At 70.3% G+C, this 11,669-nt stretch carries 17 protein-coding genes; all 17 read left to right on the top strand.

From position 1 onward, the window contains the following. The 17 genes from HCT63_RS07860 (at nt 1) to HCT63_RS07780 (ending at nt 11,626) form a co-directional block, all read left to right on the top strand. On the top strand, nt 1-327 hold the full coding sequence (locus tag HCT63_RS07860; protein ID WP_167002962.1) for a non-heme iron oxygenase ferredoxin subunit: 327 nt from the start codon (nt 1-3) through the stop codon (nt 325-327). A 29-nt stretch (nt 328-356) separates the two neighbouring features. Continuing rightward, a complete protein-coding gene (gene sufC, locus HCT63_RS07855; protein ID WP_167002960.1) occupies nt 357-1,115 on the top strand; it encodes a Fe-S cluster assembly ATPase SufC in 759 nt (252 codons plus the stop codon). Beyond that, entirely contained in the window at nt 1,115-2,374 is a 1,260-nt protein-coding gene (locus tag HCT63_RS07850; protein WP_167002958.1) for a cysteine desulfurase, read from the top strand. The genes sufC and HCT63_RS07850 overlap by 1 nt, the downstream gene beginning before the upstream one ends. A gap of 5 nt (nt 2,375-2,379) precedes the next feature. Next, nucleotides 2,380-2,835 (top strand): Fe-S cluster assembly sulfur transfer protein SufU, encoded by a 456-nt coding sequence (gene sufU / locus HCT63_RS07845; RefSeq protein WP_167002956.1) that lies wholly within the window; start codon nt 2,380-2,382, stop codon nt 2,833-2,835. Continuing rightward, entirely contained in the window at nt 2,832-3,209 is a 378-nt protein-coding gene (locus tag HCT63_RS07840; RefSeq protein WP_167002954.1) for a metal-sulfur cluster assembly factor, read from the top strand. Before sufU ends, HCT63_RS07840 begins: the two co-directional genes overlap by 4 nt. A 35-nt stretch (nt 3,210-3,244) precedes the next feature. After that, a complete protein-coding gene (locus HCT63_RS07835) occupies nt 3,245-3,820 on the top strand; it encodes an acVLRF1 family peptidyl-tRNA hydrolase (protein WP_167002952.1) in 576 nt (191 codons plus the stop codon). A gap of 79 nt (nt 3,821-3,899) precedes the next feature. Beyond that, nucleotides 3,900-4,436 carry a hypothetical protein gene (locus HCT63_RS07830; RefSeq protein ID WP_167002950.1) on the top strand — a complete coding sequence of 179 codons (537 nt, stop codon included), beginning with the start codon at nt 3,900-3,902 and terminating at the stop codon, nt 4,434-4,436. Continuing rightward, the gene (locus HCT63_RS07825) at nt 4,430-5,305 is read left to right on the top strand and encodes a hypothetical protein (RefSeq protein ID WP_167002948.1); all 876 of its coding nucleotides are present in this window, start codon (nt 4,430-4,432) and stop codon (nt 5,303-5,305) included. The genes HCT63_RS07830 and HCT63_RS07825 overlap by 7 nt, the downstream gene beginning before the upstream one ends. Before the next feature lie 139 nt (nt 5,306-5,444). Beyond that, a complete protein-coding gene (locus HCT63_RS07820) occupies nt 5,445-6,206 on the top strand; it encodes an SAF domain-containing protein (RefSeq protein ID WP_167002946.1) in 762 nt (253 codons plus the stop codon). Continuing rightward, nucleotides 6,203-6,988, top strand: coding sequence for a hypothetical protein (locus HCT63_RS07815; RefSeq protein ID WP_167002944.1), 786 nt, complete (start codon nt 6,203-6,205; stop codon nt 6,986-6,988). The genes HCT63_RS07820 and HCT63_RS07815 overlap by 4 nt, the downstream gene beginning before the upstream one ends. After that, complete coding sequence (locus HCT63_RS07810; protein ID WP_167002942.1) at nt 6,988-8,295, top strand: ATPase, T2SS/T4P/T4SS family; 1,308 nt, start codon at nt 6,988-6,990, stop codon at nt 8,293-8,295. The genes HCT63_RS07815 and HCT63_RS07810 overlap by 1 nt, the downstream gene beginning before the upstream one ends. Continuing rightward, entirely contained in the window at nt 8,295-9,161 is an 867-nt protein-coding gene (locus tag HCT63_RS07805; RefSeq protein WP_167002940.1) for a type II secretion system F family protein, read from the top strand. The genes HCT63_RS07810 and HCT63_RS07805 overlap by 1 nt, the downstream gene beginning before the upstream one ends. After that, nucleotides 9,158-10,072, top strand: a complete 915-nt coding sequence (locus HCT63_RS07800) for a type II secretion system F family protein (protein ID WP_167002938.1) — start codon at nt 9,158-9,160, stop codon at nt 10,070-10,072. Before HCT63_RS07805 ends, HCT63_RS07800 begins: the two co-directional genes overlap by 4 nt. 28 nt (nt 10,073-10,100) lie before the next feature. Further along, nucleotides 10,101-10,310 (top strand): hypothetical protein, encoded by a 210-nt coding sequence (locus tag HCT63_RS07795; RefSeq protein WP_167002936.1) that lies wholly within the window; start codon nt 10,101-10,103, stop codon nt 10,308-10,310. Between the two features lie 7 nt (nt 10,311-10,317). After that, nucleotides 10,318-10,737: a TadE family protein gene (locus tag HCT63_RS07790; protein ID WP_167002934.1), complete on the top strand. Its 420-nt coding sequence runs from the start codon at nt 10,318-10,320 to the stop codon at nt 10,735-10,737. Then, complete coding sequence (locus HCT63_RS07785; RefSeq protein WP_243842941.1) at nt 10,734-11,174, top strand: TadE/TadG family type IV pilus assembly protein; 441 nt, start codon at nt 10,734-10,736, stop codon at nt 11,172-11,174. Before HCT63_RS07790 ends, HCT63_RS07785 begins: the two co-directional genes overlap by 4 nt. After that, the gene (locus tag HCT63_RS07780) at nt 11,171-11,626 is read left to right on the top strand and encodes a pilus assembly protein TadG-related protein (RefSeq protein ID WP_167002932.1); all 456 of its coding nucleotides are present in this window, start codon (nt 11,171-11,173) and stop codon (nt 11,624-11,626) included. The genes HCT63_RS07785 and HCT63_RS07780 overlap by 4 nt, the downstream gene beginning before the upstream one ends. Nucleotides 11,627-11,669 lie beyond the last annotated feature (43 nt).

Genomic DNA, 11,669 nt, shown 5'->3' with positions numbered 1-11,669 from the left:
ATGAGCGGGTTCGCGTACGCGGCACAGTTCGCCGACGTCCCTGACGGGGGAGTGCTGGCGGTCGAGGTCGAGGGCCTCGACGTCGCGCTCGTCCGTTGCGGCGAGGAGGTCTTCGCCGTCCGTGACGAGTGCTCGCACGCGGCGGTGCCGCTGTCGGAGGGCGACGTGGAGGACTGCACCCTCGAGTGCTGGCTCCACGGCTCGCGCTTCGACGTCCGCACCGGCGAGGTCCTCAACCTGCCGGCGACCGAGCCAGTGCCGGTCTATCCCTGCAAGGTCACCGAGGACGCGACCGTCCTCGTCGACGTGACCAGCCCCAGCATCTGATCCTCAAGAAATTTACGGAGTCACCACACATGTCCACTCTCGAGATCCACGACCTGCACGTCTCGGTGGCCACCGAGGACGGCGCCAAGGAGATCCTCAAGGGCGTCGACCTGACCGTGAAGTCGGGCGAGACGCACGCGATCATGGGCCCGAACGGCTCGGGCAAGTCCACGCTCGCCTACTCCATCGCCGGCCACCCCAAGTACAAGATCACCTCCGGCTCGGTGGCCCTCGACGGCCTCGACATCCTCGACATGACCGTCGACGAGCGTGCCCGTGCGGGCCTGTTCCTCGCCATGCAGTACCCGGTCGAGATCCCGGGCGTCTCGGTCGCAAACTTCCTGCGCGCCGCCAAGACCGCCCTCGATGGCGAGGCGCCGTCGCTGCGCAGCTGGGTCAAGGACGTCAACGGTGTCCTGGAGCGCATGACGCTGGACAAGACCTTCAGCCAGCGCTCGGTCAACGAGGGCTTCTCCGGCGGCGAGAAGAAGCGCCACGAGATCGCCCAGCTCGAGCTGCTCAACCCGAAGTTCGCGATCCTCGACGAGACCGACTCCGGGCTCGACATCGACGCACTGCGCATCGTGTCCGAGGGCGTCAACCGCTTCTCGGCGCAGGGTGATCGCGGCGTGCTGCTGATCACGCACTACACGCGCATCCTCCGCTACATCAAGCCGGACTTCGTGCACGTGTTCGTCAACGGCAAGGTCGCCGAGAGCGGCGGTGCGGGGCTGGCCGAGGAGCTCGAGGCCAACGGCTACGACAAGTACACCAAGGCCGCAGCCTGATGAGTGCCGCCGGCGGTTACGACGTCGAGAAGGTTCGAGAGGACTTCCCGATCCTGAGCCGCACCATGGCCGGAGACCGCCCGCTGGTCTACCTCGACAGCGCGAACACGTCGCAGAAGCCGACCGCGGTCATCGAGACGATCGCCGAGCACTACCGCCGGCACAACGCCAACGTCGCGCGCGCCATGCACCAGCTCGGCGCCGAGGCCACCGAGGCGTTCGAGGGCGCGCGCGACAAGGTCGCCGCGTTCGTCCATGCTCCGTCGCGTGACGAGATCGTGTTCACCAAGAACGCGTCCGAGGCGCTCAACCTGGTCGCCAACGCCTATCGCAACGCCGTGGGCGACCTCGAGATCCGTCCGGGTGACGAGATCGTGACGACCGAGCTCGAGCACCACTCCAACATCGTCCCGTGGCAGCTGCTCGCGCAGCGTACGGGCGCGACGTTGCGGTGGTTCGGTCTGACCGACGAGGGCCGGCTCGACCTGTCGAACCTCGACGAGCTCGTCAATGAGCGCACGCGGATCGTCACGGTCGCGTGGGTGTCCAACATGCTGGGGTCGGTCAGCCCGCTCGACGCGATCATCGCGCGGGCGCACGCTGTCGGCGCGATCGTCGTGGTCGACGCCTCGCAGGCCGTGCCGCAGATGCCGGTGGACTTCTCTGCGCTCGGTGCCGATGTCGTGGTCTTCACCGGTCACAAGATGGTGGGCCCGACCGGGATCGGCGTGCTCTGGGGGCGCAAGGCGCTGCTCGAAGAGCTCCCGCCGTTCCTCGGGGGCGGCGAGATGATCGAGACCGTGACGATGGAGCGCTCGACGTACGCGCCGCCGCCGGCGAAGTTCGAGGCCGGCACGCCGCCGATCGTCCAGGCGATCGGGCTCGGCGCTGCCGCCGACTACCTCACGGCGCTCGGCATGGACAACGTCGCGGCTCACGAGCGGGAGATCACCGCGTACGCCCTCAAGCGGCTCGGTGAGGTCGACGGTCTCACCATCGTGGGGCCGAGCGAGGCAGTCGAGCGCGGGGGAGCGGTGAGCTTCACCCTCGACGGCGTCCACCCGCACGACGTGTCGCAGCTGCTCGACTCGTACGGCATCGCCGTGCGCGCCGGCCACCACTGCGCGAAGCCGGCGCACCAGCGCTTCGGGGTGCAGTCGACGACGCGCGCGTCGTTCTACCTCTACACGACGCCGGCGGAGATCGACGCGCTCGTCGAGGGAATCGAACGCACCCAAAAGTACTTCAAGGTGGTGTGACGAGCGTGGATGTCGACTCCCTGTATCAAGAGATCATCCTGGACCACTACAAGAAGCCTCACGGTGCGGGTCTGCGTGACCCGTACGAGGCCGAGGTCCACCACGTCAACCCGACGTGCGGCGACGAGATCACGCTGCGGGTGCACCTCGAGGGCGACAGGGTCGCCGACGTGTCGTACGACGCTGAGGGCTGCTCGATCAGCCAGGCGTCCGCGTCGGTGCTCAACGACCTCGTCGTCGGCAAGTCGGTGACCGAAGGCATGGCGCTGCTGGACGAGTTCCAGACCCTCATGCAGGGGCGCGGACAGGTCGAGCCCGACGAGGACGTGCTCGAGGACGGCATCGCGTTTGCCGGGGTGGCGCAGTTCCCCGCCCGGGTGAAGTGTGCGCTGCTGTCGTGGATGGCGTGGAAGGACGCGACGGCCCAGGCCGTCGCCAACGAGAGCGAGGAAGGCCGATGAGCGAGACTGCACCGGACCAGACCACGGACGACCTCCCCGAGGTTGACCTGAGGCCGGCGGGAAGCGTCACGACGGCTGAGGATGTCAACGAGGCGATGAAGGACGTCGTCGATCCCGAGCTCGGGATCAACGTCGTCGACCTGGGGCTCGTCTACGAGGTCGAGGTCGACCCCGCCAACAACGCGACGATCGACATGACGCTCACTTCGGCGGCGTGCCCGCTGACCGACGTCATCGAGGACCAGACGCGTCAGGCGCTCGAGGGCATCGTCAACGACTTCCGGATCAACTGGGTCTGGATGCCGCCGTGGGGTCCCGACAAGATCACCGACGACGGCCGCGAGATGCTGCGCGCCCTCGGGTTCAACGTCTGAGGTGGTCTCGACTGGCTCGACCGGCGGGGTGTCCGGTGGTTGAGCCTGTCGAAACCCGGACCGTCCTCGTCCCGCACGAGCGGCTCCCTGGCTGGGTGGAGCGCTTCTCCGCCCGGCACGGGGAGCCGTTGGTCGTGCGTGAGGGTTCCCGCGCGATCCTGCACGCACCCGACGGCGCCGAGGCCTCGTACGAGGACGTGGACCCGCCGGCCGACTTCGGGATCGTCCTCGTCCGCCGCGGCGGCTATGCGATCGGTCGCGTCGAGGGTGGTGTCCTCGTTGCCCACAAGACGGGCACCCGGTACGTCCAGGGGAAGACGAAGGCCGGCGGCTGGAGCCAGCAGCGCTACGCCCGCCGCAGGGCCAACCAGGCCGACGCGCTCGCCGACGCCGCCTCCGAGGTCGTGGCGCGTCTTCTTCCCGATGCCGGACAGGTGTTCGGCGGCGGCGACAAGGCGCTGGTCGCTCAGGTGCTGGCGGCGCGTGAGGCAGGCCGGGAGCTGACGCTCGAGCCGCGGTGGCTGGACGTGAAGGAGCCTCGGCTCGTGGCCCTGCAGGCCGCGGTCACCGGCGCGCGGGCGTACGAGGTTCGGCTGAACCCGCTGGCGTGACCGACGCCCCGCCAGCAGTCTCCTGCCGACGCGGTGAGGGGGAGTTCGGCGTGGACCGCGCTACCACTATCTTGTTGGCGTGACTTCCCCCGTACGCGTGGGCAGGCGCCTGTCCGCCGCCGCCTGCGTCGTCCTCCTCGCGCTCTCGGTCAGCGCGTGCTCCTCCGACGAGGCGCCGGCGAGCCCGTCCTCGGCAACACCGACGGCGACCGCGACCACGGCCGACGAGAGTGCCGCGGTGTCGGCGGCCGTCACCCGCTACTGGAACGCGTTCATCGTGTCCCAGACCGAGCCGTCGAACGATCCCGCGCTGTTCGAAGGGATCGCCAAGGGCGCGTTCGTGGAACGCAACCTGACGACCGCCGGCGACTACAAGGAACGCGGCTTCCGGCGGGTGGGGCGCCCGGTGATCGGCGAGCCCGAGGTCGCGATGAAGAAGAGCGGCGCGCGAGCGGTCGTCTGCTGGGACGAGAGCGGGTGGGGCGCGGAGCAGGACGGCGAGGCGGTCTCGCCGCCGCCCACGACGCCGGTCTCGATCGCGATGACGTTGAAGAGGGACACCGAGGGCTGGTACGTCGTCGGCGTCGAGCGAAGGGGTGAGCGGGGCGCATGCTGAGGCACGTGGTGAGGATGGGGGCGCGGCTTGCCGTGGCGACCGCGACGATCGGCGCCGTCCTGATGGCGGCTCCAGCGGCGCAGGCCGACCCGGAGTGCGACTGGGTGGCCGGAGACGACGGCGTCCTGGTTTGTGTCGACCCCGGGACCCCGGGCGGGCCCGGCGACGACGGGGGGAACGACGGGGGCGACGACATCGTCGAGCCTCAATGCGATCTCTCCGGTTCGCTCTACAACGACTACTGCGACGGCGACGCGCGCTGCTTCCGCAACGATCCGGCCGCGCTCCAGGAGCCCGAGGACAACGGGCTCGATCCGTCTGAGAAGCCCGACCCGGATGCTCACGCCATCTACTGGGAGTGCGAGCGTCCCGACGGCACGACGTACGAGCGCTACTTCTGGTCGGGCGCCGAGCCCACCCCTCCGCCGCTCGGCGAGCGCGCGCGGCGTGCGATCGCCCGGATCCCGCTCCCCGACTTCACCCCGACCTTCAACCCGCCTGGCCGGACGTTCGTCAGCCTCGACACGTGGTGGTGGGCAGCGGGGGCCACCCGCAGGGCGATCAGTGGCGAGGCCCTCGGCGTCGTCGCCGTCGCGCGGCCCGACCACATGGAGGTCGACCCGGGTGACAGCACCGGAGCGAAGCGGTGCCCCTTCAGGGTCAGGCGGTCGGATGCGTGCGTCCACGCGTACGCCAAGTCGTCCCTCGGCGGGACGTTCACCGCTCGGATGCGGTTGGTCTACACACTGGAGTTCCGTCTCGGGAACCAAGTGCGTGACATCCCAGGTGCGCCGTCACAGCTGGAGACCGAGTGGGCGAACCAGACGATCCCGGTACGGGAGTCGCAGGCAATCGTCGCGCCCCACTGACCCGTCCACGAGGCGACCAGAGATTTCTTGTGTGACCCGCGTTGCACCTAGACTGCTCTGGTCCACGTCAACGATCTCGGGACCGTCGTCGCTCCCGTACGCCTGACCCCGGCAGCCCATCACGAGGAGACACTGCGTCATGGCGGAGTCCACCCGAACTTCTGGCGTGTCCGTCCACGACCGGCAGCGAGAGCGTGCCGCGCGAGGCGTCCGCACCCGCCAGTCGCTCGCCGCGGCGAAGTCCGACCGTCCCGCCCCGCCGCGCCGCCGCCGTCCGGCCATGGCCGCGCTCGCTGTGCTGCTGATCGTCGGTGGGGCCGCACTGGCCGGACTTCTCGCGGTCAACCTCGACAGCCGCACCTCCGTGATCGTCGTCAAGCAGGACGTGCCGGCCGGCACGGAGATCACGACCGATCTCCTCAGCACGTCCATGGTCGCGAGCGAAGGCCTCAAGATCGTCCCCGAGGACCAGGTGTCCGAGGTGCTCGGCACGTACGCGCGAGTGCCGATCAGCGAGGGGCAGCTCCTCGACACCACGATGCTCACCACCGGTGAGGTGCTGGCCGACGACACCGCCCGGGTCGGCGTCCAGCTCGTGGGCGGGCGGGCCCCGACCGACCTGCGCTCGGGCGACGAGGTCCGTCTGATCCGCCTCGCCGAAGGCGCAGGTGGCGAGCCCACTCCGCTGGCGACGGCGATCGTGCTGCGCACGTCGACGGCCGAGTCCGGTGGCCTCGTCGACGGAGGTTCGGGTGGCGGCGGTGCGACCTTGATGGTGCCGTCCCGTGCGGCCGACGACGTCGTCGACGCCTCTGCCGGCGAGCGCCTCGGCATCGCACTGATCCGCCGCGGCGTTGCGGTCGACGAGGCCGACCTGTCGGTCCTCGGAGGACCACGATGACGCTCGTCGCCTTCGCCTCGGCCAAGGGATCGCCCGGGGTGACCCAGACGGTCACCGGCCTCGCGAGCGTGTGGCCCGCTGCGCCCGTCGTGGCCGAGCTCGACCCGGTCGGGGGTGACCTCGCCTTCCGGCAGCGCCGCGAGGACGGGGTGCCGCTCGACCGCGAGACCGGGCTCCTCTCGTATGCCGTCGCCGTACGCGGTGGGCGGGCGTCGGCCCTCGCCGATCACCTCCAGCCCACCGACGAGGGCATCGACGCCCTCGTTGGCGTGAGTGCTCCCGGGCAGGTCCAGGGCCTCGGTCTCGCCTGGCCGCACGTGGCTGCCGGTCTGCTGGCAGAGGCGCGCCCCGTGCTCGCCGACTGCGGCCGACTGACGCCCGGGTCCCCGATCGCGCCGGTCGTCGAGCAATCTTCTGCGCTCGTGCTCGTCGCGAGGTCCGACGTCTCCGCGCTCGCCCACCTGCGCGAGCGCCTGCTGTGGCTGCGCGAGCCTCTGCGGATCGGCGGCGTCGACGGCGTTCCGACGGGGGTGCTGCTCGTGGGCGACCCCCGCGACAAGCGCGCGCGTGACGACCTCGCCCGGCTGCTCGCCTCCGCCGGGGTTCCTGTGCCGGTGCTGGGCACCGTCGCGTACGACCCCAAGGTGGTCCAGAACCTGCGCACCTCCTCCGAGCGTGCTGTACGACGCACCCTGTGGCACCGCTCGCTCGTGGACGTCGTGCCCGAGGTCCACGCGCTCGTGGCGTCTCGTGTGCCGTTCTGGTCCGAGGAGGTCGTCTGATGGACCAGCTCGTGCTGAGGCGTCTGCGCGGCGAGGTCGCCGATGCGGTCTCGCGCCAGCGTCGCGAGGACGCCGACTCGGGCCTGCCGCCGATGACCAGCGAGGACGAGCGCCAGTACGCGCGCGCCGTCATCGCGCGGGTGCTCGAGACCCATGCGCGGTCCGAGATCTCCGCCGGCCGTACCCCGCCGGACACGACCGAGGAGGCCGAGCTCGCCGACGGCATCCACGCCGCTCTGTACGGCGTCGGGCGCCTCCAGCCGCTGCTCGACGACCCGGACGTCGAGAACATCGACATCAACGGCTACGACAGCGTCTTCGTGGGCTACGCCGACGGCGAGGAGCGGATGCTCCCGCCTGTCGCCGACTCGGACGACGAGCTGGTCGAGCTCGTCCAGGTGCTGGCTGCCCACTCCGGGCTGACGAGCCGCCCGTTCGACACCGCCAACCCCCAGCTCGACCTGCGGCTGCCCGACGGCAGCCGCCTGTCGGCCGTCATGGGGGTCACGCAGCGGCCGTCGCTGTCGATCCGCCGCGCGCGCCTGTCACGGGTGTCGCTGGACATGCTGGTCGAGAACGAGACGATGTCTCCCGACCTCGCGAGCTTCCTGTCCGCGGCGGTGGCCGCGCGCAAGAACATCATGATCGCGGGGGCGACCAACGCCGGCAAGACGACGCTGCTGCGCGCGCTGGCCAACGAGATCCCCGCCCACGAGCGGCTGATCACGGTGGAGCGCGCGCTCGAGCTCGGGCTCGACAAGTACCCCGACCTCCACCCCAACGTCGTCGCCTTCGAGGAGCGCCTGCCCAACTCCGAGGGCCGCGGCTACATCGGTATGGCCGACCTCGTACGCCGGTCGCTGCGCATGAACCCGAGCCGCGTCATCGTCGGCGAGGTGCTCGGTGACGAGATCGTCACGATGCTCAACGCGATGAGCCAGGGCAACGACGGCTCGCTCTCGACGATCCACGCCAACTCGTCGATCGAGGTCTTCAACCGCATCTGCACGTACGCGATCCAGTCGGCCGAGCGTCTGCCGGCCGAGGCGGCGATGATGCTCATCGCGGGCGCGATCGACTTCGTCGTGTTCGTGAAGCGACGCAACGACTACGCGACCGGTGGCGGGCTGCGCCGTGTCGTGACGTCGGTCCGCGAGGTCAACGGTGTCGACGGCCGCGTGCTGTCCAGCGAGGTCTTCGCCCTCGGGCGCGACGGGCACGCAGTGCCGGCGGCCGCGGTCAGCTGCATCGACGAGCTCGAGACGGCTGGCTACGTGCCGGGCGTCTACCAGTCTCAGGGGGTGTGATGGCCAGCCAGACGATCATGCTGGTGGTCCTGCTCGGGGCCGTCGTCGGCGCGGGCATCCTCCTGCTCGTCTGGTCACTCACCCCGCAGGAGCCGTCGGGGGTGGCGACCTCGTCGACCCTCCTCACACGCGTGAAGCGCTTCGGTGCCCGGCTGCCGATCGCGCTCGGCGTCGCCCTCGCGCTGCTGGTGCTCACCCGGTGGCCGGTGCTGGCGGCCGCGGGTGCGGCGCTCGTCGTCCTCGCGCCCTACCTCGTCGGGGGAGCGAGCAGCGAGAAGATCGCCATCGCCCGGCTCGACGGCCTGGCCGCGTGGACCGAGTCGTTGCGCGACACGATCGCCGGCGCGGTCGGCCTCGAGCAGGCGATCCCCGCGACCGCGTACGCAGCATCTCCCGCGATCTCGCCGCAGCTCATCGACCTCTCCGACCGGTTGCGCATGCGCACGCCGCTCCCGACGGCGCTCCAGCAGTTTGCGGACGACCTCGACGACAGCAGCGCGGACATGGTGATCGCCGCGCTGATGCTCAACTCGCGCCTGCGCGGACCTGGGCTTCGAGAGGTGCTCACCTCGCTGGCGGAGTCTGCGCGCGAGGAGCTGGAGATGCGTCGCCGGGTGGTCGCCGGCCGCGCCAGCACCCGACGGAGCGTCCAGATCGTCATCGGTATCACCGTCCTGTTCGTCGTCGGGCTCGCGGTGTTCAACCGCGAGTACGTCGCCCCGTACGGCAGCCCGGTCGGCCAGATGGTCCTGCTGATCGTGCTCGGTTTCTTCGCGCTCGGGTTCGTCTGGATGCGGCGTCTCTCCGTGTTCGAGATCCCCGAGCGCTTCTTGCTCACGTCGAGCTCGTCGGGGGATCGCCGATGATCCTCGTTCTGCTCGCAGGCGGCCTCGTCGGCGTCGGCATCCTCGCACTGGTCCGGATGTACGACACAGGCTCCGGCACCGCTGCCGCCGAGCTGGCGCACCTCGATGCGATGAGCCAGCGCTCGCGCGTCCGGACGTCGCTGACGGCCGACCGGCGCCACCAGGCGGAGTCCGCTCGCGTCCGCAAGCTCGGGTCGTCCGTGTCGACGTTCCTCGAGTCGCGCGGCTGGAGCGTCCCGATCAAGGTTCGCGCCGATCTGGCGGTGATGGGGCGCTCGGTCGAGACCCATCTCGGCATGACGGTGCTCGCTGCAGTCGCGGGCTTCTTCGCGCCGGTGATCATCATGATCCCTGCCTCGATGTTCTTCAGTGTCAGCTGGACGATCCCTGTCTGGCTCGCCGTCTTCGGCGCGGTCGGTGGCGCCGTCCTGACGAGCGCGCAGCTCGCGACCGAGGCCGCCGACCGTCGGCGCGACTTCCGCCACGTCGTCAGCGCCTACCTCGATCTCGTCTCGATGAATCTCGCGGGCGGACGCGGTGTCCCCGAGGCGCTGGCGACCGCCGCCGAGCTGAGCGACGGCTGGGCGATGGTCCGGATCCGCGACACGATCGAGTCCTCGCGCCTTCAGGGTGTCACCCCCTGGAACGCGCTCGGCGACCTCGGCACCGAGATGGCCATCGAGGAGCTGCGCGACCTGGCGGCGGCCCTCGCCCTCGTCGCCGAGGACGGTGCGCAGGTGCGCGAGTCGCTTTCGGCGCGTGCGGCGTCCATGCGCCAGCGCGAGCTCGCCGACGCCGAGAGCCGTGCGGCCGAGCGGTCGCAGTCCATGCTCGTCGCTCAACTGCTGCTGTGCGTAGGCTTCCTGCTCTTCCTCATCTATCCTGCCGTGGCCGAGCTCCTCGGCATGTGACCTGTCCCTTCAACCTTCTGGAGTTCCCATGATCAACCCGCTGAGCCCACTGGGGTATCTCCTCACCATCCTGGACGTGCGTTGGCGCAAGGCACGCTCCGAGGAGGGCGCCTCGGCCGTCGAGTGGGTGGTGATCGCGGCCGTCGTGGTCGGCATCTGTATCGCGGTCGGAGGGATCCTCAAGGGAGCCCTCGAGGGCCAGGCGGACAAAATCGGCGACCAGATCGAGAACCCGTAAGACCGTGATGACCGATCGCGTACGACGGTGGCGCAGGCGACTGCGCCACCGCGATGAGGAGGGCTACTCCAGCATCGAGCTGGTCATGTACATGCCCCTGCTCATGATCGCGATCATCCTCACGGTCCAGGCCGCCTTCATCTATCTGGGCAACCAGGCGGTCTCCGCTGCGGCGCGTGAAGCATCCCGTACGGCACGCATCACCGCCGACCCGGCCGCTGCGGAGGCTCGCGGCCGTGCGTACGCCGCCAACCTCGGCGGTGGCATGATCTCCGACGTCAATGTCGCGGTGACACCCGTCGGGGGCGACCAGATGCGTACGGTCGTCTCCGCCGATGCTGTCCGGCTGCTCCCGTTCATCGGCGCGGTCCGTGTCACCGAAGAGGTGCAGGGCCCCATCGAGCAGTTCGTGGAGGATGCGCCGTGAGAGCACTGCGGCGTCCGCGGAGGCGGCTCATGGGCCGCGGCTCGGGGGAGGAGCGGGGGTCGATGTCGGTCGAGGTCGTCTTCTTCGTGCCGATCCTCGTGATGTTCACCCTCCTTGTCGTGGCGGGAGGGCGTTACGTCGCGGTCAAGGGCGACATCGAGGCCGCGGCACGCGACGCCGCGCGGGCCGCGTCGTTCGCCCGTACCGCCGACGAGGCCCGTACCGCCGCAGCCACCGTCGCGACGGCGGCGCTCGGCAGCACCGGCAGCTGCCGGGTCTCCGGCATCGGCGGCAACTTCTCCGCCGGCGGCATCGTCGAGGTGGACATGCGCTGCGAGGTGTCGAACCGCGGCCTCGGCCTCATCGGCCTCGGCGGCACCCAGACCCTGACCGCGAGCGGAGCAGCGCCGATCGACACCTACCGGAGGTACGGATGACCCGCGCGCTCACAGCGTGGCGCGACCGGACTCTGCGCCGCGCGTCCGGCGACGAGCGCGGTGCGGCGGCCGTCTTCGTCCTCGGCATGTCGGTCGTCCTCCTGGTGTGTGCCGGACTCGCGATCGACGGCGGCCTCGCCATCAACGCGCGCATGCGGGCCGCAGACGACGCTGAGCAGGCGGCCCGGATCGCCGCCGACTCGATCAACATCGAGCAGCTGCGCGCCGACGGCACGCTCGTCATCGACCAGCAGCTCGCCGGGACGCGCGCCGCCGGCTACCTGGCACGTCGCGGCTACGGCGCAGGGCAGTTCACCGTACGGGTCAACGCCGGCTCGGTCGACGTCGACGTGCGCGACTCCACCGACACGGCGTTCCTCGGGCTGGTGGGCATCCGTCGGTTCGACGTCAACGCCACCGCCCGCGCCGTCCCCGAGACCGAACCACAGTGATGCGATCATGAGCGACGACCGACCGTGCTGCCAGCAGGGGGAG

Source organism: Mumia sp. ZJ430 (genome assembly GCF_011751845.1).
In the GTDB taxonomy this organism is placed as follows: domain Bacteria; phylum Actinomycetota; class Actinomycetes; order Propionibacteriales; family Nocardioidaceae; genus Mumia.
Note: the sequence above shows the minus strand (reverse complement) of the source record. Positions and strands in the feature narration are given on the sequence as shown.

Excerpts from the sequence above, each read along its gene's own strand:
- HCT63_RS07800 (WP_167002938.1), top strand. The coding sequence starts at position 9,158 with ATGATCCTCGTTCTGCTCGCAGGCGGCCTCGTCGGCGTCGGCATCCTC.
- HCT63_RS07810 (WP_167002942.1), top strand. The coding sequence starts at position 6,988 with ATGGACCAGCTCGTGCTGAGGCGTCTGCGCGGCGAGGTCGCCGATGCG.
- HCT63_RS07795 (WP_167002936.1), top strand. The coding sequence starts at position 10,101 with ATGATCAACCCGCTGAGCCCACTGGGGTATCTCCTCACCATCCTGGAC.
- HCT63_RS07820 (WP_167002946.1), top strand. The coding sequence starts at position 5,445 with ATGGCGGAGTCCACCCGAACTTCTGGCGTGTCCGTCCACGACCGGCAG.
- sufC (WP_167002960.1), top strand. The coding sequence starts at position 357 with ATGTCCACTCTCGAGATCCACGACCTGCACGTCTCGGTGGCCACCGAG.
- HCT63_RS07860 (WP_167002962.1), top strand. The coding sequence starts at position 1 with ATGAGCGGGTTCGCGTACGCGGCACAGTTCGCCGACGTCCCTGACGGG.
- HCT63_RS07780 (WP_167002932.1), top strand. The coding sequence starts at position 11,171 with ATGACCCGCGCGCTCACAGCGTGGCGCGACCGGACTCTGCGCCGCGCG.
- HCT63_RS07790 (WP_167002934.1), top strand. The coding sequence starts at position 10,318 with ATGACCGATCGCGTACGACGGTGGCGCAGGCGACTGCGCCACCGCGAT.
- HCT63_RS07805 (WP_167002940.1), top strand. The coding sequence starts at position 8,295 with ATGGCCAGCCAGACGATCATGCTGGTGGTCCTGCTCGGGGCCGTCGTC.
- HCT63_RS07850 (WP_167002958.1), top strand. The coding sequence starts at position 1,115 with ATGAGTGCCGCCGGCGGTTACGACGTCGAGAAGGTTCGAGAGGACTTC.
- HCT63_RS07825 (WP_167002948.1), top strand. The coding sequence starts at position 4,430 with ATGCTGAGGCACGTGGTGAGGATGGGGGCGCGGCTTGCCGTGGCGACC.
- HCT63_RS07840 (WP_167002954.1), top strand. The coding sequence starts at position 2,832 with ATGAGCGAGACTGCACCGGACCAGACCACGGACGACCTCCCCGAGGTT.
- HCT63_RS07815 (WP_167002944.1), top strand. The coding sequence starts at position 6,203 with ATGACGCTCGTCGCCTTCGCCTCGGCCAAGGGATCGCCCGGGGTGACC.